The sequence below is a fragment of the Rhizobium sp. CNPSo 3670 genome (assembly GCF_057784555.1).
Window position 1 is genome coordinate 1 of the sequence record NZ_JBXSOL010000033.1, and the last position, 17,620, is coordinate 17,620.

Sequence of the window (17,620 nt, forward strand, 5' to 3'; positions counted from 1 at the left end):
ATTTGTTTACGGGATAATGGAACGTCTGCCGGTGAATATTCCCGTTATGCCCGTTACTCCGCCGCTTCCGCCGCCGCCGATTGCGGTCGCTTCATTTCCCCGGTGCGGGGCAGCTGCACGGGCTTCAGCATCATTGCGGCAGCAAGGCCGATCAGGGCAATGGCGCAGGAAGTCATGAAAAGGGGCGAGAAGGCGGCGGCATAGACATCTGCGACGGCCTGGCGGCTTGCTTCGGGAAGGGCGGCCATCATCTTCGGCGTCAGCTGTTCGATATCGGCGACACCGGGAATGGGATTGCCGACCTTGCCAAGCCCAGAGGCGATGATCGCGCCATAGATCGAAATGGCAATTGAGGCGCCGCCCATGCGCGAGAGCGTCACCGAGCCGGTCGCGGCGCCGACGTCGCGAGCGGGGGCGGCATTCTGCACGCCGATGACGGGGACCTGCTGCGAAAGGCCGATGCCGATGCCATGCAGCATCATGATCGCGCCGATGAAGGCGATTGGCGTTCCCGCTTGGACCTGTGACATCAGCGCAAAGGCAATGGCGCTGCAGGTGAGGCTCGCGATGGCGAAGGGTTTGTAGCGGCCGGTCATCGAGATAATACGCCCGGCGGACAGTGATCCGCAGACGAGACCACCGGTCAGCAGAATGAACAGAAGACCGGCGGCCGATGGGGAAAGGCCGGTCGTCGTCTGTAGGAAGAGAGCGAGATAATTGACCATGCCGATGGCGATCGCGCCGCCCATCACCGATATTAGCAGCAGGAGGCTGAAGGTCGAATTGCGGAAGAGCTGCAGGGGAACGATCGGCTCCGGCGCGCGGCGCTCGACGAACACCCAGGTGACGGCGCAGACTGCGCCGAAGGCGACGATGCCGATACTCTGTGGTGAGATCAACGCGCCGAACAATTCGCTGCTGTCTGTGGCAAGCACGATGCTCGTCGTCGTCAGCGCGATCAAGAGTGCGCCGGCATAATCGATCTTCGGGCGCCGATGCGGCTTGCGGTAGGGCAGCATGAAGGCAAGGCCGGTGAGCACGATGAAACCGATCGGCACGTTGACGAGGAAGATCGAGCGCCAGCCGAAGAGATCGCTCATCGTTCCCCCGAGCACCGGGCCGATCGCGCCTGAAGCCATCAGCACGAGGCTGGAATAGCTTTGATAGCGCGCCCGCTCGCGCGGCTCGAACAGATCGGCGTTGACGGCAAAGATCGATACCATGATGCCGCCACCGCCGAGGCCCTGCAACACACGGGCGGCGATCAGCGTGTTCATCGAGACGGCGAGGCCGCAGACCGCGGAGCCGGTGGTGAAGATTGCGATCGCCGTCATCATCACATATTTGCGGCCGAAGAGATCACCAAGCTTGCCGTAGAGTGGCATGACAGCGCTGAGCGCCAGCAGGTAGGCCGAGCCGATCCAGCCGAAACGCTCGAGATGGCCGAACTCACCGACGATCGTCGGCAGGGCCGTGGAGACGATCTGATTATCGAGCGTGGCCATGAACATGGCGGTCATCAGAAAGAAGAAGAGGATAAGCCGGCGACGAGAATCCGTCACGAGCGGCGCAGGCGCGGACTGCATGTCCATGGGGCATATTTCCGAGTTTGATCCATTTTATGTGCCATTAGCATGGAATTGTCAACGGCACATGAGTGACTCCGGCATATTCAATTCTAACCTCCGCTCTGCTATGGTGCCGTCATGAATGAGACGCTGACGAAGATCCTGTCCAACGGTCGGGCCGAGCCGGACGATGAGAACCTGCCTCGCATCGGCAAGAGCATGGCACGCATGCGCCTGATGACCGGCCGACGGCTGATCGGCAGGCTGGCGATCCAGAGTGCCGCACCGGGCCTTGAGCTTTCCCATCTCGACGTGCTGGACGCCGTGCGGCGGGCTGAGTCGCCCGGCGAGGTTACCGTCGGCTTGATCGCGGAGATGCTGCGCATCGACCCGTCGCGTGCCAGCCGGGTCGTGGCCGAGATGGTCGGGCGCAACGTGCTGCGCCGCGAAGCCTCCCAGGCCGATGCGCGGCGGATCGTCGTCGTCATCACCGAGGCCGGCCAGGCGCTGCTTGCCGAGATCCACGCGCAGAAAATGGCCATCATTTCCGAGATCGTCTCCGATTGGCCGCGCGAAGATATAGAGCGCTTCGCGACGCTGTTCGAACGTTTCATTGGCGGCTACGAGGCGATCTTTCTCTCGCGCGACAAGGACACGCCCGGTTGAGGCGAAAGCGCCGTCCGTCGGTGCCCCTTCCCCTCGCCCCCCCGTTTGCGCTAAGGGCAGTGCCCATGAGCCAATCCACCTTCACCATTCTGCTCGGCGGCGAACTCAGCCTGACGGAACGCTTGCGCCACGCGATCGGCGGCAGCCGTTTCATCGCGGCCGATGGCGGCATGCGGCATGCGGGGGCGCTTGGTGTCATGCCTGAGCTCTGGGTCGGCGATTTCGATTCGACGCCCCCCGAGCTCGAAGCGGGCTTTCTCGATGTGCCAAAGCAACCCTATCCCGCAGCAAAGGCGGCAACGGACGGAGAGATCGCGGTATCGGAAGCGGTCGCCCGAGGCGCCCGGCGGCTGATCCTCGCCGGCGCGCTCGGCGGCGAACGCTCCGACCATGCGCTTCAGCACCTGCTGTCGGCCGTCGGCCTTGCTGAGCAGGGTTTCGACGTCCTGCTGACCTCGGGCAAGGAAGAGGCCGTTCCGCTGCTCGCCGGCACGATCGAACTGGACCTTCCCAAGGGCTGCCTGTTTTCCGTCCCCGGGTTCAGCGAGCTGAAGGGGCTCTCCATCGAGAATGCGCGCTATCCGCTCACGGATTTCCATCTGCCTTTCGGCTCATCGCGCACCATTTCAAATGTCGCGGAAGGCAAGGTTCGCTTTTCGCTCGAGAGCGGCCGGGCGATCGTGCTTGCCCGACCCTATGATCTTTCCGGAGTCTGATTTTGGCCCCTCCCATTCTGAAACTCGACGACATCTTCCTGAGCTTCGGCGGCGCACCGCTGCTGGCGGGCGCTTCGCTGCAGGTCGAGCCCGGCGACAAGATCTGTCTCGTTGGGCGTAACGGCTCTGGCAAATCGACACTCCTGAAGATTGCCGCCGGCCTGGTCGAGGCGCAGTCCGGCGAGGTCTTCCGTCATCCGTCTTCGACGGTGCGCTATCTCGAACAAGCCCCGGACTTTGCCGGCTTCCGCACCGTTCAGGCCTATGCCGAGGCCGGGCTGGGACCGGGCGACGACCACTATCGCGTCACCTATCTTCTGTCGCATCTCGGCCTGACCGGCGAAGAAGATCCGAACACCCTTTCCGGCGGTGAAGCGCGCCGGGCCGCCCTTGCCCGCGTGCTGGCCCCGGAACCGGATATTCTCCTGCTCGACGAGCCGACCAACCATCTCGACCTTCCCACAATCGAATGGCTGGAAGGCGAGCTGCAGAAGACCCGCAGCGCCCTGGTGCTGATTTCGCACGACCGTCGTTTCCTTGAAAAAGTCTCGACGGCAACCGTCTGGCTCGACCGCGGCGCCTCGCGCCGGCTCGACAGGGGATTCGCGCATTTCGAGGCATGGCGCGACCAGGTGCTGGAGGCCGAAGAACTGGAGCAGCACAAGCTCGGCAAGGCGATCGAGCGCGAAGAACACTGGCTGCGCTACGGCGTCACGGCCCGGCGCAAACGCAACATGCGCCGCCTCGGCGAGCTGCAGACGATGCGTTCGCAATATCGCGGCCATAAGGGACCGCAAGGAACGGTGCAGGCGACGGTTTCGGACGCGCAGGAATCCGGCAAGCTGGTGATCGAGGCCGAGAAGATCACCAAGAGCTTCGGCGACCGGGCCATCGTCACGCCGTTCTCGATCCGCGTACATCGCGGCGATTGCATCGGTCTCGTCGGACCGAACGGTGCCGGCAAGACGACGCTCCTGAAAATGCTGACCGGCCAGCTTTCGCCGGATAGCGGCACAGTGAAACTCGGCACCAACCTGGAGATCGCCACCCTCGACCAGAAACGCGAGGACCTGAACCCCGAGGATACGCTTGCAAACTACCTGACGGACGGGCGTGGCGAAAACCTGCTCGTAAACGGCGAACAGCGCCATGTCACCGGCTACATGAAGGAATTCCTGTTCCAGCCGGAACAGGCGCGCACGCCGATCAAAAGCCTCTCCGGCGGCGAACGCGCCCGGCTGATGCTGGCGCGCATCCTGGCGCGCCCGGCAAACCTCCTGATCCTCGACGAACCAACCAACGATCTCGACATCGAGACGCTCGACCTCCTGCAGGAAATCGTCGCCGGCTTTCCCGGCACCGTCATTCTCGTCAGCCACGATCGCGATTTCCTCGACCGCACCGTGACCTCGACGATCGCGCCCGCCGTAGCGGATGCGCCCGACGGCCGATGGATCGAATATGCCGGCGGTTACACGGACATGCTGGCGCAGCGCAAAGGCGCGATCGAAGAGCGCCGGAAGGCCGAGAAGGCGGCGGAGAAGCCGAAGACGCAGGAGATAACAGCTTCCGGCGGAGGCTCGAAGGGCAAGCTTTCGTTCAAGCAGAAATTCGCGCTGGAAAATCTGCCGAAGGAGATGGCCAAAGCGGAGGCCGAGCTCGCCAAGCGCGAACTTGTCATGGCCGATCCCGGTCTCTTCACGCGTGACCCCGCCGCCTTCAATCAACTTGCGAGCGAGATGGAAAAGCTGCGCGCCGGCCTGTCCAAGATGGAAGAGGAATGGTTGGAGCTCGAAATGCTGCGCGAAGAGCTCGAAGGCTGAGACTCTCGCACTCAGCCGCTCGCGTCACGCTGCAGGTAAAACTCCTGCTGATGGGGAGGTCTTAAAGCGCCGGCGCGGGGACGACGGCTGCGCCCGCACTGGCGCTGGCGCCGGTGGTCTGGGCGACCTGCTGCTGCGGCTCTTCAGATCTCGAAGGCAGAGCCTGCAGATGCAGCACCCGCGGCTGCAGCGCCTCCAGATAGGTTTCAGAGCGGCCGATATAGATCATGCCCGTTTCGGGTATCGAAGTCAGCACGCTGCACATCGTCTCCTGCCATTCCGGCTCCATGCCCTCGAGCACTTCGTCGAAGATGATCCAACGCGGGCGCACCAGCAGCAGGCGCGCGAAGCCGATCGCCTTCTGTTCATCGCTGTCGAGCAGCTTGTCCCAGCGGGCGCGGGTATCGAGCCTTGCGATCAGAGAGTGCAGGCCGGCCTTTTCAAGGGCCGCCTCGACGGCAGCCTGCTCGTAGGCATCCGGGCTTTCGGGGAAGGCAAGCGCCTCGCGCAAAGTGCCGCCCGGAATATAGGCAATCTGCGGAACGAACAGCATGTCGTCGATCGGCGGCAGACCCATCGTGCCGCTGCCGCACGGCCAGAGCCCGGCCAAGGCCTGGAACAGCAGTTTGCGGTTGACGCTATGATCGCCGTTGATCATGATCTTTTCGCCGGCCTTGATCACGATGTCGGTTTCACGCAGGCGCAAACCGCCGCATTCCTCGATGTCTTCGCCGATTTTGGCATTGATCACCACATCCTTCAGCGTCAGCCTGTCGGGGGTGGTGTTTTCATAGGCGATGCTGCCCTTCACAGCAAAGTCCTCGTCCATGTCGAGCAGCGCCTGGCGGAAGTCGGTGACGCGCATCAGCGTGGCACGCCATTCGGCGATCGGGCCGAAATTGGCGACATACCAGCGCAACGCCGTATTGACTTGGTTGAAGGCGCCGACCGACATCATCAGCTGCCCGAGGGTGAGGCCGCCGGAAAAATAAGCGGGTGCGGCAACGATAATGGGGATAACGATCACGAGCCAGCCGTAGCCGGCCGAAACCCAGGTGAGATTGGTGTTGGCCATGGCGAGCCGCTTGACCACCCTCAGCACCGAACTGATGTCGGTGTTGATGCGCCGGCGTTCATTCTCTTCGCCGCGAGCGACGGTGATTGCCGGCATGTTCTCATTGGCATGCATCAGCGAGAAACGAAGCTCGGCCTCCTTCGAGAACCGGTCGGCATTGAGCTTGACCAGCTTGCGGCCGACGACCTGACTCAGCACCGAGGCGGAGGCGGCATAAAAAATCGCTGCCCAGACCATGTAGCCTGGAATGGAGAAGCTGTGGCCGCTGATGTGGAAGACGAAGCCGCTCGACAGCTCCCAGAGCACGCCGATGAAGCTCACCAGAAGAATGGTTGACTGTAAGAGGCCGAGAACGAGCCCTGTCGTGCTTTCGGCGAGGTTACGGGAATCCTCGTGCAGGCGCTGGTCGGGATTGACGCCGATCAGGCCGCTCGAGGCGAGCCGCAGCGCCCGCTTGCGCTTCAGCCATTGATTGACGAGATCGCGCGACAGGCCCTCGCGCATATAGAGCGCGGTCATCTGGTTCAGCCAGGCCTGCAGCACGTTGAGCAGCAGCAGCGTGCCGGCGATCATCGCAAAGATTTCGAGCTGATGGAAGAATTCGCCGAGATCGCGGCGCTCGAGCGAATCATAGAAGGGGGCGTTCCACTCGTTCAGAATGACCTGGCCATAAGCTGTCAGAAGGATGACGAGGATCAGCACTGTTGCCAGAAACAGCACCTTGCCACGCACTTCAGAATTCCAGAATGCCGAGAACATTACTCCGAGGCGATATGTCAGGCTGAAGTCGTAACCAACCTTATCCTGCCTCCTGGTGCCCGGCCTCCCCTCGATCTTATCTGCCATCATGCTTTTCCAAACCGCCCATACTGTCATTATTAACATGGTGGCGTTACCGGTCTATCAACAGATTTTATCAGTCATTAAACTGTGATGATTCTTGACGCTCCGCTCCTGCATGCATTCGGAGTTGATTCGCGGCTCAACTGGGACTAATTAAGGCACTCCGTGGTGATTTGGCCGGCCGGCTTGCAGCCACGTTAAAAAAGTCGCTAAAGGGCCGCGTGCGGACCGGTAGCGATTTTTTCGCCGCCGGTTTTTTATTTTCGATCGAGTTGACCGCAAATGCCCATCAAGATCCCCGATACGCTGCCCGCTTTCGAAACCCTGGTTCAGGAAGGTGTGCGGGTGATGACCGAGACGATGGCGATCCGTCAGGATATAAGACCGTTGCAGATCGGCCTGCTCAACCTGATGCCCAACAAGATCAAGACCGAACTGCAGATGGCCCGTCTCGTCGGCGCTTCGCCGCTGCAGGTGGAGCTGTCGCTCATCCGCATCGGCGGCCACAAGGCGAAGAACACATCCGAAGATCACCTGCTCGCCTTCTACCAGACCTGGGAAGAGGTGAAGCAGCGCAAGTTCGACGGCTTCATCATCACCGGAGCGCCGATCGAGCTTCTGCCCTATGAGGACGTTACCTATTGGGCAGAGATGCAGGAGATCTTTAATTGGACCGAGACCAACGTCCATTCGACGATGAACGTCTGCTGGGGCGCGATGGCGGCGATCTATCACTTCCACGGCGTTCCGAAATATCAGCTGAAGGAAAAGGCCTTCGGCGTCTACCGGCACCGAAACCTGAAGCCTTCGTCCATCTATCTGAACGGCTTTTCCGACAATTTCGAGGTTCCGGTGTCGCGGTGGACCGAGGTGCGCCGCGAAGATATCGAGAAATCCGCAAGCCTGGAAATCCTGATGGAATCCAGCGAGATGGGCGTATGCCTCGTGCACGAGAAGAGGGGCCGGCGGCTCTACATGTTCAACCACGTCGAATATGATTCCACCTCGCTTTCGGATGAGTATTTCCGCGATGTGGATGCCGGCGTGCCGATCAGGATGCCGCATAATTACTTCCCGCATAATGATCCGACGCTTGCGCCGCAGAACCGCTGGCGCAGCCATGCGCACCTCTTGTTCGGTAACTGGATCAATGAGATTTACCAGACGACGCCCTATGACGTCGAAGAGATCGGCATGGATCTTTGACCGGCATTTGTTTCTGACCTGCCCGGTTGCGGTTTGGAGCAAATGCGGGCAGGTTCCGGTCCGGAACTCTATAGCGCCGCGCGTCTTATCGGACGCGCAAAGGAACGGACGGTCGATTATGTCGGATAAGTTGGAGCGGGATGTTTTCGGGCAGACGAAGGCGGGCGAAACCGTCTATCGCGTCGTCATCAATGGCGGCGGCCTGACGGCCAAGATCATCACCTGGGGCGCGGTCATCCAGGATCTGCGCCTTGCGGGACATGACGCGCCGCTGCAGCTTGGCTTCGAGGAGTTCGACAACTACCCGCTCTACTCGGCCTATTTCGGCGCGACGCCCGGCCGCTGCGCCAATCGCATCGGCGGCGGCAGGTTCACGCTCGACGGCAAGGATTATCAGCTCGAGCGGAACGAAAACGGCGTGACGCATCTGCATGGCGGCAGCGACAACATCGGCAAGCGCAACTGGACGATCGTCGAGCATGACGTCGACCGGCTGGTGATGAAGATCGTCGATCCCGACGGCCGCGCCGGCTACCCCGGCAATTGCACCATCCAGGCGACGTTCCGGGTGCATGGCAACGGCGAGCTGTCGATCACCTACGAATCAACAAGCGACCAGCCGACGCTCGCCAATGTCTGCCAGCACGCCTATTTCAATCTCGACGGCCGCGACGATGCGCTAGGCCACGACATCATGATCGCCGCCGATCACTATTTGCCGACCGACGAAAAGCAGGTGCCGACCGGCGAAATCCGGCCCGTTGCCGGCACTGAATTCGATTTCCGCGAGATGGCTCCGATGAAGCGTTTCGTCGGCAATGAACAGGCATTGTACGACCATAATTTCTGCCTGTCTCGCGAACGCACCGCCAAGCGGACTGTGGCGCTCGCCCGCAGCCTCTATTCCGGCGTGTCGCTGGAAGTGCGCAGCACCGAGCCGGGCGTGCAGTTCTATGCCGGCTTCAAGCTCAATACAGGTGCTCCCGGCCTCGGCGGGCGCAAATACGGCCCGTTCGCCGGCTTCTGCCTGGAAACGCAGGTCTGGCCGGATGCCATCAATCACGAAGGCTTTCCGAATGCGGTCCTGCGCCCCGGCGAAGTGCTGCGCCAGGAGACAGACTACATCTTCACCAAGAGCTGAGCATTCTAGAGACGCACGGCTGTCAAATTTGAGCGTTATGAACCCTCTTCAGTTTGCCGGAGAGGGTTTTTTTATGCCTTGTCCGATTCAGACTTGCCGATTGGTTCTATATAGGTTCTATTGTCTGTCCATGGATAGAACCAGTCTAGTAGCTGAACTCAATAGACGCGGCCTGCGCGACGAAGCGTTGGCCGGGCCGCTCTACAAGCGGCTGGCGCAGGCGCTGACCAGCCTCATTCAGGAGGGCTTGCTGAAGGCCGGCACGGCCCTGCCGGGCGAGCGCGACCTGGCCGAGGCTCTCAAGCTCGGCCGCGTCACTGTGCGCACTGCCTATCGCGACCTGATGGCGGCCGGCGCACTGGAATCACGCCACGGAAGCGGTACTTTCGTATCGGGTAAGGTGGAGCGCATGGAACAGTCGCTCTGGCGGCTTTCCTCCTTCTCCGCCGACATGCGCTCGCGCGGGCGTCTGCCGGCCGCACGCATCTTGTCGCGGGAGATCAACACGCCGTCCCCGGAGGAATCCTTTCTGCTCGGCCTCGGCGCCGGCGAACCGGTTCTGAGGCTCGACCGTCTGCGCCTCGCCGACGGCCTGCCGCTGGCGATCGAGCGCGCCGTCGTGCCGGTCAAGTTTCTGGGGGAGAACGCCGGCGGCGAGGGATCGCTCTACGATGCGCTGGCGGCGAATGGCCACCGACCGGTGCGTGCGCTGCAGCGGCTGACCGCCGTCACGCTCGATACGTCCTATGCCGCGATGCTGAACGTCAAGGCAGGCGCACCGGCGCTTCTGATCGAACGTGTCTCGCGCCTGGAAGACCAGCGCGTCGTCGAATATACCCGCTCGCACTACCGCGGCGATGCCTATGATTTCGTTGCCGAATTGAGAATTGGAGATGACCATGAATGAGAACCAGTCGTTGATGCTGCAGGAAGCCGGCGAGTCGCCGGAGGTGGTGGCCACGCTTCTCGAAAAGGAAAAACTGGTCTTTGCGGAAATCGCCCGGCTGTTTTCGTCCGCCCGCCCGAGCGTGGTGACCACGGCGGCGCGCGGCTCCTCGGACCACGCCGCCACCTTCTTCAAATATCTTTTCGAGATCACCTGCGGCGTACCGGTCGCATCGGTGGGACCGTCAATCGCTTCCGTCTACGGCGCTGCCCTCCATCTGAAGGGCGGTGTGCATTTCACCGTTTCGCAGTCGGGGGCCAGCCCTGACATCGTGGCTTTGCAGGAGGCGGCGAAGAAGGGTGGGGCGACGACCATCGCCGTCGTCAACGTCACCGACAGCCCGCTTGCCAAACAGGCCGATATCGTTCTCGGTCTCAACGCCGGTGCCGAAAAGAGTGTGGCGGCGACCAAATCCTTCATTGCCTCCGTCGCCGCCCTTTCCGGCGTGACGGCCGCGATCGGCGGCGCGTCCGGCCTGCAGGCAGCGCTTGAAAAACTGCCGGAGGCGCTTTCGGCGACCGCAGGTATCGAAACGGCGGCGGTCGAGGAGGTGCTGTTCCATGCGACCTCGCTCTATACGGCCGGCCGCGGCCCGGCCTTTGCGATCGCGCTAGAAGCGGCACTGAAGGCGAAGGAAACCTCCGGCCTGCATGCCGAGGCCTTTTCGCTCGCGGAACTGATGCACGGTCCGATGCGCCTGGTGCAGCCCGGCTTTCCGATCGTCGCCTTCGCGCCTGACGATGCGGCCTTCGCCAATAACGGCCAAGCGCTGGAGCGGCTGCAGAAGCTCGGCGCCACCACCGTCGGTTTCTCGGCACAGCCGCTTCCCGGCATCAATCTGCGCGTGCCGACGACGGGCAATGGCCTGATCGATCCACTGGTGTCGCTGCTCGTCTACTACCGGCTGATCGAATCGGTGACGCGCCGCAAGGGCTTCGATCCCGACCGGCCGGCGAACCTGCTCAAGGTGACGGAGACGATCTGATGGTCCGCAAGATCTTCGTCGGCGCCCGCATCTTTGACGGCGAGCGCTTCCATGACGACAAGGCGCTCATCGTTGCCGACGGCCGCGTCGAAGCGATCATCGCGGTCAACGACCTGCCCGATGGCGAGACGGTCGCTCTTGCAGGCGGTATCCTGTCGGCCGGCTTCATCGATGCGCAGGTCAATGGCGGTGGCGGCCGAATGTTGAACGATGAGCCTTCCCCAGCGTCGATGGATATCATCGCCAGCGGGCATCGGCCTTACGGCACGACGTCGCTGCTGCCGACCTTGATCACCGACACATCCGAGGCGACCAGTGCCGCTATCGAAGCGGCGAAGGAGGCTGTGAAAGAAAACCGCGGCGTCGCCGGCCTGCATCTCGAAGGCCCGCATCTGGCGCCAACCCGCAAGGGCGCTCATTTGGCCGAGCTGATGCGGCCGGTGGAGGATAGCGACATCAAGGCCTTCATCCGGGCACGTGAGTCGATCGGCACGCTGCTCGTCACCATCGCCGCCGAGCAGGTGACGGTCGCCCAGGTGCGCGAGCTTGCCGAAGCCGGCGTCACCGTCAGCATCGGCCATTCCGACTGTTCCAGCGAGGCGGCGGAGGAACGGTTCGATGCCGGAGCGCGCGGGGTCACGCATCTCTTCAACGCGATGAGCCAGATGGGCCACCGTGCTCCGGGCCTGGTCGGCGCGGCCATCGATCATCCCGCATCCTGGTGCGGCATCATTGCCGACGGCCATCACGTCGATCCGAAGGCCCTGCGCACGGCGCTGCGCGCCAAGCGCGGCGAAGGCAAGCTGTTCTTCGTCACCGACGCGATGTCGCTTGTCGGCTCGCAACAGGACTCGTTCACGCTGAACGGACGCACCGTTCGGCGCGAAAGGGGCGGCTTCTGCTCGAAGCTCGTGCTTTCCGACGGGACGCTCGCCGGCTCCGACGTCGATATGATCTCGGCGATCCGCTACGGCGTCACCTATCTCGACCTGACGCTCGCCGAGGCCTTGCGCATGGCGACCCTCTATCCCGCGCGTTTCCTGAGGCTTGCCGATCGTGGCCATCTCTCGCCGGGCGCGCGCGCCGATCTCGTACATCTGACAGATGCGCTTACTGTCACCGCCACCTGGCTTGCCGGCGAGGCAGCCTGAACGCAAGGAGAAGCGGGATGACCGACATTACCGATGCCTATTTCTCCAACCTGATCGGCCGGCTGGAGACGTTGAGGCAGGCGCTCACCGAACCGATGGCGCAGGCCGCGGCGGTCATCCTCGATGCCGCCCGCGACGACAAGCGCGTCTATGTGTTCGGCACCGGCCATTCGCACATGCTGGCGGAAGAGGTGCACTACCGCGCCGGCGGGCTCGCCTTCACCGTGCCGGTGCTTGTCGGCTCCGCCATGCTGCATGAGGGCGCCGTCATCAGTTCGGTCTATGAGCGCACACAGGGCCTTGTGCGGCCGATGCTGGAGCGTTACGGCATGCAGCCGGGCGACGTTATCATCATCGCCTCCAATTCGGGTGTGAACGCCGCGCCGATCGAGGCGGCCGACTATGCGCGCGACATCGGCGCAAAGGTCATCGCCATCACGTCGATCGCCTATTCCTCGGCGATCGCCAATGGTCGCCGCCGGCTCGCCGACGTCGCCGACGTGGTGCTCGACAACGGATTGCCGCCGGGTGACGCCGTTGTCGATCTCGAAGGAACAGGACTTCGGGTCGGACCGGTCTCGACGGCGGTCGGGGTGACCATCATCAATGCGATCTTTGCCGAAGTTGCCTCGGAGCTTTCGAAAGCCGGCGATGCGCCGGTTTATCTCAGCGCCAACATGCCGGGTGCAGCCGAGATCAACCAGAAGCTCGTCAAGAAATACCGGCCGCGCAACCCGCATCTGTGAGATCGAGGATAACGGCCTGCTGATGTCGCAGGCACGATTCGTGACGCGATCAAGCGGCAAGAATAGAGCTGACCATGCGGGCTGTCCGCGGTGCCAGCGTAAAGCCGATATGCCCGTGTCCAAAAGCAAACACGACGTCCCTTCCACCTCTTGAAGGCCGGATGACGGGAACGGAATCGGGCATGGAAGGGCGAAAGCCCATCCAGCTCCGGCTTGGTTCACCAAGCGTCGGGAAAATCCTGCGGGCGTTTGCCAATAACACTTCGAGGCGCCTCGGGTTCGAAGGCGCGGTGAGGCCTCCGAGTTCCACGGTGCCAGCGACGCGCAGCCGGCCACGCATCGGGCAAAAGTAAAATCCATGATGCGTCGGACACACCGGTCGTTCCACCGGCGGTGTTTCCATATCGAATTCCAGATGATAGCCACGCTCGGTGTCCAGGGGTATGCGCTCTCCGAGCTGCAGAGCCAGACCGCGGGAATGAGCGCCGGCGGCGATCACCGCGGCTCGGGCGCGAATGCTTTGGGCTGAAGCCATCATCCTCACCCCGTTCCGCTCCCGCGAAATCGATATCACGGAGTCCCGGACGAATTCGACGCCCGCTTGTCTCGCGGCGGCTTCCATCACGCTCATGACCTCGCCAGGATCGGCGAAGTTTATCGCTTTCGGAAAGAAAAGCCCCCCGCCATCGACCCGCGGCAACCGGGGTTCCAGGCTTTGCACCTCGTCGGGGGTGAGAAGCTGCTGCGCTATTCCGTAGTTTCGGCGAAGCTCCACATCCGAAGCCGCCGCCGTGAAAGCCTCGGGCGTCTGGTACAGGTAGAGGCATCCTTTCGCGCTCAAGAGATCGGACCCGCCGATTTCCGCTGCGAGTTCGAGCCATTCCGATGACGCGTCGGACAGAAGGTCGGCGATGCGGCTCGCATTGTCTCTGTATCTGTGAGGAAGGGATTCGTAGGCAAAACGCATCAGCCATGGAAACAATGTCGGCAATGCCGCCTTGCGGATGGACAGCGGGCTGTCGGCATTGAGCAGCAGCGAGGCCAGGTTCTTCAGAACAGCAGGCGTGCCGACGGGAATGATTGCATAATCGGCGATCGTTCCGGCATTGCCGTAAGATGCGCCCGAACCGGGTTTGTTGGGTTCGATCAGGACGACATCGCGACCGTCGGCACGCAGCCGCAGAGCGGTTGCCACGCCGATCACGCCGCCGCCGATTACGGCGATATCTGTTGTTAGCTTGTTCATGAGATGTGGATTTATCTTTTAGTGAAACGAGGCTTGGATGCCTTATCAGACCAAGAGCTAACCTGGCGAAGCGTAGCGCGCGACATAGGCGGCCGTGCGTGCTTCCGTTGGGCGGTCAAGCACATCTGCGGCGGTTCCCTGCTCGATGATAAGGCCGCCGTCGATGAAAACGACCCAATCCGACACTTCCTTCGCAAAGGGCAGCTCATGGGTGACGAGGATCATCGTCATGCCGTCGGCAGCAAGCTCCCGCATGACGCGGAGGACCTCGCCGGTCGATTCAGGATCGAGCGCCGATGTCGGCTCGTCGAACAGCAAAACCGTCGGTTCCAGCGCCAAGGCGCGTGCAATCGCCACACGCTGCTGCTCGCCGCCCGACATCTGTTCCGGATAGGCCATCGCCCGTTTGGCAAGGCCCACTCTCGTCAGAAGTTTCACTGCCCGTTTCACAGCCTCTTTCTCGCCGATCCCGGCTGCGTGCATCTGAGCGAGAACGACGTTCTCGACGGCCGTCAGATGCGGGAACAGATTGAAACGCTGAAACACCATGCCGACGCGCTGCCGAAGCTTTGCAAGATTGCGGCAGGTCACCTGGCCGTCGGCGAAGATCGTCTCATCGCCGACGGTGATCGTTCCCTCATCGGGACGTTCAAGCAGATTGACGCAGCGCATGAGAGTGGTCTTTCCTCCGCCGCTCTGGCCAATGATACTTATGATTTTGCCGACAGGAACCTCGAGATCGACGCGGTCGAGCACCAGGCGCCCATCGAAAGACTTGCGCAATCCGCTAATTTTGACGGCGGGGCGACCGGCCGGCTGGTTTGATACGAAGACGGTTTTGGCAGGAGTGGTCGTCATGGGTCAGACTCTCCCCTGGGCGAGATAGGTTCTGGCTAACTTGAGCCGTCGCCTTCTGGCCAATGACAATGGCGCGCCGGCATGGATCTTGCGCTCCAGCAGAAGCAGACATTGTGACACCGGATAGCAGATGGCGAAATAGGCCGCGGAGATCACGAGATAAACTTCAAGCGCCCGGAATGTTTCCGAGGCTATCAACTGTGCTTGCGTCATCAGTTCAGCAGCGGAGATCGTCACAAGCAGCGAGGTCGATTTGATCAAGTCGACGAACATCGTATTGGTGCCGGGAAGCGCCAGCCGAACCGCCTGCGGCAGGACGACATGGCTGAATGTCTTGCCTCGCCCTAGCCCGAGAGCTTGAGACGCCTCTTGCTGGCCTTGGTGTACGCCGGCGATAGCTGCCCGAAAGATCTCGGACAGATAAGCGGCGTAGAAGAGCATTAAGCTCAACACTCCGGCCTCGAAAACCTCCAGCCTGATGCCTACGGAAGGCAGGCCGAAGTAGGTGAGAAAAATGATCGCCAGAAGCGGTACGTTTTTAAAGAGCTCGGTGTAAAAGGCTGCGGGGACACGGACCAGGCGCAGCCGATTGAGCCTCATCAGCGCAAGGGCAAGACCAAGGATCGTCGCGCCGATGAAGCCGGCCACGGTGTAGCCGAGGGTCCTGAGCAGACCCACGACAATGTTTCCGACGTAGTCATTCCAGGGCACCTGGAAAATATCGGTGAGGGATGACAACGCCGTCATGCTTCGATCTCACTTTTCGATGGAGGGCGGGTTCCAGTCGGCGGGACGGTCAACGCCGCGCCGCTGTGCCGCCATTTCGGGCGATGGAACCAGGAACTGCTTGGGATCACCGCCCCATTTCGTGATCAAGGCGGCAAGGGATCCGTCCTTGTACATGGCGTCGATCTGATCGGACACAGCCTTGGCCAGCTTCGGCGACTGCTTGGGAAGGTAGAATCCGGTCATGTAGGCCTGGAAGTATTTGTAATCGGGGTGAGCGGCCACCTGCTCGTTTGTCGGCGGCTTCAGGTATTCGATGCGTACCTTCATGTCGGGGCGCTGCTGTTGTTGATAGGTGATCAGCAGCGGATCGAGAAAGCCGACGTCCAGACGCCCGGAAGAAATATCCTGGAACACACCCTCGGCGCTCGGGAAGGTATGAGGTGACGCGTTAGGGACCTGCGCGATCGATTTCGCCCAGACATACCCCGTCACAGTGCCGAGATTCTTGCCTTCCAGGCTCGCAACATCCGGAAAACTCGTCGTGCCGCTCACGGCCATAGCCGGCGGCGAATAATACGGAGGATCCGTAAACAGGCCGACCTTCTGGCGCGCATCGGACCATGCAATTCCGCCAATGGTTATATCAGCCCGCTGCGTCTGCACGGAAGCGAGCATGCCTGGAAAGTCGGTGACGTTGATTTCCATCTTGAGACCAAGCTTATCGGCCACGGCCGTCAGGATATCGCTGTCGAGGCCGACCAGCTTTCCATCCTTGACCGCCGTATAGGGCATGTAAGGCTCGACCGTAACGACGAGCGTGCCCGGCTTCATCAGTTCCAGATCGTCGGCATTGGCCGCGGACGGCACAGCCGTCGCCAACAACCCCAAACTCAGCATTGCTAGAACGAACCCCTGCGCTTTTTTCGTCAATTCAGCATGTTTCATTTGAACCCCTCTTGGCGGTTATATATTGCTGATATATTAAGAATATGCAGACATGATATGAAGTCAAGCAGATTCGTTAACCGCCTTTTTTCTATGCGGAATAGCGCTTAGCTGTGCGGAAATGGACAGAGAGAGGAACGCGCCGAATATGTTCGAAGTGGATTACGAAGCGGCTGAATCAACGCTGGCGGAGCGGACCTATATTCGGTTGCGAGACGACATCATCACGACACTGCTTCCTCCGGGCACGCTTCTGCGGGAAGCCGAGATCATGAAACGCATGGAGGTCGGGCGCACGCCGGTCCGGGAGGCGATTCAGCGTCTGCAGTATGATGGTTTCGTTGTCGTCAGCGCGCGGCGCGGCACATTTGTCAGTAAGATCGATATCAATGATCTTACGGCGGTCTATGAGGCACGGGCTCGGATCGAGTCCTGGGCAACCCGACTGGCTGCGGAAAGGCTGCGCGAGTTCGAGCGGCAAGAAGCGCGGCAACTGATCGATGAGCTCAAGCAAACAACCGGTCCGATGGCGCTGGATGATATCCTTGCTTTAGATCGCCGGGTTCACCGATTCATTTACAGGGTGGCGAAAAACCCTTTCTTGTCCGCTACGCTGGATCACTACCACAATCTGTCGCTGAGAATTTTGTACGTCGCCATGAAACGGTTTCCGACCTTGGTGCCGCGCCTCGAGGACGTGTTGCATGACCAGGTCCTCATGCTTGAGGCGGTATGCAGAGGGGATTCAGATGAAGCTGAAAAGATCGCAATGGCTCATGTCATGAGCTTCGAGAGCGAGGTCCGAAAGGTAATCTGATTCGGCTCTTGGAATTGGGTGCAGCTTTGGCTGAGCGAAAATACTCCGGCAAACGAGCGGTCCGAAACAATCGCGCGCTGCGAGTGGACGCGGCATCGACACCTGCCTGCATTCCACATTTCAGTCAGAGGCCGGCGTGAGCCGGCCTCTTCAATTGAT

General features: G+C 61.4%; 16 protein-coding genes and 1 riboswitch. Of the genes, 10 read left to right on the forward strand and 6 right to left on the reverse strand.

Translation table 11 applies throughout. The annotated features are described in order from the left end of the window. Window positions 1-53: 53 nt before the first annotated feature. On the reverse strand, window positions 54-1,592 hold the full coding sequence (locus tag AC13QO_RS25235; protein WP_488542204.1) for an MDR family MFS transporter: 1,539 nt from the start codon (window positions 1,590-1,592) through the stop codon (window positions 54-56). Between the two features lie 114 nt (window positions 1,593-1,706). Between AC13QO_RS25235 and AC13QO_RS25240 the strand changes: the two genes are divergently transcribed. The 3 genes from AC13QO_RS25240 (at window position 1,707) to AC13QO_RS25250 (ending at window position 4,773) form a co-directional block, all read left to right on the forward strand. Further along, on the forward strand, window positions 1,707-2,234 hold the full coding sequence (locus tag AC13QO_RS25240) for a MarR family winged helix-turn-helix transcriptional regulator (RefSeq protein ID WP_085779823.1): 528 nt from the start codon (window positions 1,707-1,709) through the stop codon (window positions 2,232-2,234). Window positions 2,235-2,299: 65 nt separating this feature from the next. Then, window positions 2,300-2,950, forward strand: coding sequence for a thiamine diphosphokinase (locus AC13QO_RS25245; protein ID WP_488542205.1), 651 nt, complete (start codon window positions 2,300-2,302; stop codon window positions 2,948-2,950). Between the two features lie 2 nt (window positions 2,951-2,952). Beyond that, window positions 2,953-4,773, forward strand: a complete 1,821-nt coding sequence (locus tag AC13QO_RS25250; protein ID WP_085779825.1) for an ABC-F family ATP-binding cassette domain-containing protein — start codon at window positions 2,953-2,955, stop codon at window positions 4,771-4,773. Window positions 4,774-4,834: 61 nt separating this feature from the next. Here the strand turns inward: AC13QO_RS25250 and AC13QO_RS25255 are convergent, their stop codons facing one another. Then, window positions 4,835-6,694: an ABC transporter ATP-binding protein/permease gene (locus AC13QO_RS25255; RefSeq protein WP_488542206.1), complete on the reverse strand. Its 1,860-nt coding sequence runs from the start codon at window positions 6,692-6,694 to the stop codon at window positions 4,835-4,837. Window positions 6,695-6,846: 152 nt separating this feature from the next. Next, a riboswitch (SAM riboswitch) is annotated at window positions 6,847-6,924 on the forward strand. A gap of 49 nt (window positions 6,925-6,973) precedes the next feature. Here AC13QO_RS25255 and metA point away from each other — a divergent pair. The 6 genes from metA to AC13QO_RS25285 all read left to right on the forward strand — a co-directional run bounded on the left by metA (window position 6,974) and on the right by AC13QO_RS25285 (window position 12,866). Further along, window positions 6,974-7,897, forward strand: coding sequence for a homoserine O-acetyltransferase MetA (metA, locus tag AC13QO_RS25260; protein WP_488542207.1), 924 nt, complete (start codon window positions 6,974-6,976; stop codon window positions 7,895-7,897). Between the two features lie 118 nt (window positions 7,898-8,015). Further along, entirely contained in the window at window positions 8,016-9,038 is a 1,023-nt protein-coding gene (locus AC13QO_RS25265) for an aldose epimerase family protein (protein ID WP_434711666.1), read from the forward strand. 130 nt (window positions 9,039-9,168) lie between these two features. Then, entirely contained in the window at window positions 9,169-9,945 is a 777-nt protein-coding gene (locus AC13QO_RS25270; protein ID WP_183703951.1) for a GntR family transcriptional regulator, read from the forward strand. Next, the gene (locus AC13QO_RS25275; RefSeq protein WP_488542208.1) at window positions 9,938-10,969 is read left to right on the forward strand and encodes an SIS domain-containing protein; all 1,032 of its coding nucleotides are present in this window, start codon (window positions 9,938-9,940) and stop codon (window positions 10,967-10,969) included. The genes AC13QO_RS25270 and AC13QO_RS25275 overlap by 8 nt, the downstream gene beginning before the upstream one ends. After that, window positions 10,969-12,120 carry an N-acetylglucosamine-6-phosphate deacetylase gene (gene nagA / locus AC13QO_RS25280; RefSeq protein WP_488542209.1) on the forward strand — a complete coding sequence of 384 codons (1,152 nt, stop codon included), beginning with the start codon at window positions 10,969-10,971 and terminating at the stop codon, window positions 12,118-12,120. The genes AC13QO_RS25275 and nagA overlap by 1 nt, the downstream gene beginning before the upstream one ends. Before the next feature lie 17 nt (window positions 12,121-12,137). After that, window positions 12,138-12,866 (forward strand): SIS domain-containing protein, encoded by a 729-nt coding sequence (locus AC13QO_RS25285; protein ID WP_488542210.1) that lies wholly within the window; start codon window positions 12,138-12,140, stop codon window positions 12,864-12,866. Between the two features lie 49 nt (window positions 12,867-12,915). Here AC13QO_RS25285 and AC13QO_RS25290 read toward each other — a convergent pair whose 3' ends face one another. The 4 genes from AC13QO_RS25290 to AC13QO_RS25305 are packed head-to-tail and all read right to left on the reverse strand — an operon-like array spanning window position 12,916 to window position 16,644. Continuing rightward, window positions 12,916-14,112 (reverse strand): NAD(P)/FAD-dependent oxidoreductase, encoded by a 1,197-nt coding sequence (locus AC13QO_RS25290; protein WP_488542211.1) that lies wholly within the window; start codon window positions 14,110-14,112, stop codon window positions 12,916-12,918. Window positions 14,113-14,169: 57 nt separating this feature from the next. Beyond that, a complete protein-coding gene (locus tag AC13QO_RS25295; protein WP_488542212.1) occupies window positions 14,170-14,970 on the reverse strand; it encodes an amino acid ABC transporter ATP-binding protein in 801 nt (266 codons plus the stop codon). A 3-nt stretch (window positions 14,971-14,973) separates the two neighbouring features. Then, window positions 14,974-15,717, reverse strand: coding sequence for an amino acid ABC transporter permease (locus AC13QO_RS25300; RefSeq protein ID WP_285193216.1), 744 nt, complete (start codon window positions 15,715-15,717; stop codon window positions 14,974-14,976). A 9-nt stretch (window positions 15,718-15,726) separates the two neighbouring features. Then, window positions 15,727-16,644, reverse strand: a complete 918-nt coding sequence (locus tag AC13QO_RS25305) for a substrate-binding periplasmic protein (protein WP_488542213.1) — start codon at window positions 16,642-16,644, stop codon at window positions 15,727-15,729. A 148-nt stretch (window positions 16,645-16,792) separates the two neighbouring features. On the opposite strand from AC13QO_RS25305, the gene AC13QO_RS25310 reads away from it, so the two are divergent. Continuing rightward, window positions 16,793-17,461, forward strand: a complete 669-nt coding sequence (locus tag AC13QO_RS25310; RefSeq protein ID WP_157131437.1) for a GntR family transcriptional regulator — start codon at window positions 16,793-16,795, stop codon at window positions 17,459-17,461. The last annotated feature ends 159 nt before the right edge of the window (window positions 17,462-17,620 follow it).

Excerpts from the sequence above, each read along its gene's own strand:
- AC13QO_RS25235 (WP_488542204.1), bottom strand. The coding sequence starts at position 1,592 with ATGGACATGCAGTCCGCGCCTGCGCCGCTCGTGACGGATTCTCGTCGC.
- AC13QO_RS25240 (WP_085779823.1), top strand. The coding sequence starts at position 1,707 with ATGAATGAGACGCTGACGAAGATCCTGTCCAACGGTCGGGCCGAGCCG.
- AC13QO_RS25245 (WP_488542205.1), top strand. The coding sequence starts at position 2,300 with ATGAGCCAATCCACCTTCACCATTCTGCTCGGCGGCGAACTCAGCCTG.
- AC13QO_RS25255 (WP_488542206.1), bottom strand. The coding sequence starts at position 6,694 with ATGGCAGATAAGATCGAGGGGAGGCCGGGCACCAGGAGGCAGGATAAG.
- metA (WP_488542207.1), top strand. The coding sequence starts at position 6,974 with ATGCCCATCAAGATCCCCGATACGCTGCCCGCTTTCGAAACCCTGGTT.
- AC13QO_RS25265 (WP_434711666.1), top strand. The coding sequence starts at position 8,016 with ATGTCGGATAAGTTGGAGCGGGATGTTTTCGGGCAGACGAAGGCGGGC.
- AC13QO_RS25270 (WP_183703951.1), top strand. The coding sequence starts at position 9,169 with ATGGATAGAACCAGTCTAGTAGCTGAACTCAATAGACGCGGCCTGCGC.
- AC13QO_RS25275 (WP_488542208.1), top strand. The coding sequence starts at position 9,938 with ATGAATGAGAACCAGTCGTTGATGCTGCAGGAAGCCGGCGAGTCGCCG.
- nagA (WP_488542209.1), top strand. The coding sequence starts at position 10,969 with ATGGTCCGCAAGATCTTCGTCGGCGCCCGCATCTTTGACGGCGAGCGC.
- AC13QO_RS25285 (WP_488542210.1), top strand. The coding sequence starts at position 12,138 with ATGACCGACATTACCGATGCCTATTTCTCCAACCTGATCGGCCGGCTG.
- AC13QO_RS25290 (WP_488542211.1), bottom strand. The coding sequence starts at position 14,112 with ATGAACAAGCTAACAACAGATATCGCCGTAATCGGCGGCGGCGTGATC.
- AC13QO_RS25295 (WP_488542212.1), bottom strand. The coding sequence starts at position 14,970 with ATGACGACCACTCCTGCCAAAACCGTCTTCGTATCAAACCAGCCGGCC.
- AC13QO_RS25300 (WP_285193216.1), bottom strand. The coding sequence starts at position 15,717 with ATGACGGCGTTGTCATCCCTCACCGATATTTTCCAGGTGCCCTGGAAT.
- AC13QO_RS25305 (WP_488542213.1), bottom strand. The coding sequence starts at position 16,644 with ATGAAACATGCTGAATTGACGAAAAAAGCGCAGGGGTTCGTTCTAGCA.
- AC13QO_RS25310 (WP_157131437.1), top strand. The coding sequence starts at position 16,793 with ATGTTCGAAGTGGATTACGAAGCGGCTGAATCAACGCTGGCGGAGCGG.